This window comes from Streptomyces sp. SID5643 (assembly GCF_009872555.1).
Classification (GTDB): domain Bacteria; phylum Actinomycetota; class Actinomycetes; order Streptomycetales; family Streptomycetaceae; genus Streptomyces; species Streptomyces iakyrus.
The window spans coordinates 1-636 of record NZ_WWIC01000136.1; the positions used below are offsets into that span (position 1 = coordinate 1).

Annotated in this window: 1 pseudogene; it reads left to right on the plus strand. The window is 77.4% G+C overall.

Annotated elements, in window-relative coordinates:
- Positions 1-636 (plus strand): annotated as a pseudogene (locus tag GTY56_RS16755) (DNA polymerase III subunit gamma and tau); the annotation flags it as partial.

The following is a 636-nucleotide window of genomic DNA, read 5'->3' on the forward strand; positions in this document are numbered from 1 at the left end:
GCCGCCTCCGCCGGCAGCGGCGGCCGTCGCCCCGGTGGCTGGCCCACGGCGGCCCCGGGCGCCCCCGCCCCGAACACCTCGCCGGCGAACACCCCACCGGCGAACACTCCCGCTCCCAGTGCCCCTCCTGCGGCCCGGCCTCCGGCGACGTCGGCTCCCGCCCCCGCCTCCGCTCCCACCGGCGGCGGCCATCTCGACCCCCGCATGCTCTGGCCGAACATCCTGGACGCGGTCAAAAATCGCCGGCGCTTCACCTGGATCCTGCTCAGTCAGAACGCCCAGGTGGCCGGCTTCGACGGCACGACCCTCCAGCTCGGCTTCGTCAACGCCGGAGCCCGGGACAACTTCCTGAGCAGCGGCAGCGAGGACGTGCTGCGGCAGGCGCTGGGCGAGCAGTTCAACGTCCAGTGGAAGATCGAGGCGATCGTCGACCCCTCGGGCGGCTCCGCGCCCCCGGCGCCCGGCGGTGGCCCCTCCGGTTTCGGCGGCGGTGGCGGCTACGGCAGCGGCGGAGGCGGCGGCCACAACGTCGGCGCAGGCACGGCGACGGCCCAGCGCCCCGCCCCGTCCCCGCCGGCTTCCCCGGCCGGCCCCGTCCAGCAGTCGAGCGGCCCCGCTCCCGCCGCCACCTCCGCC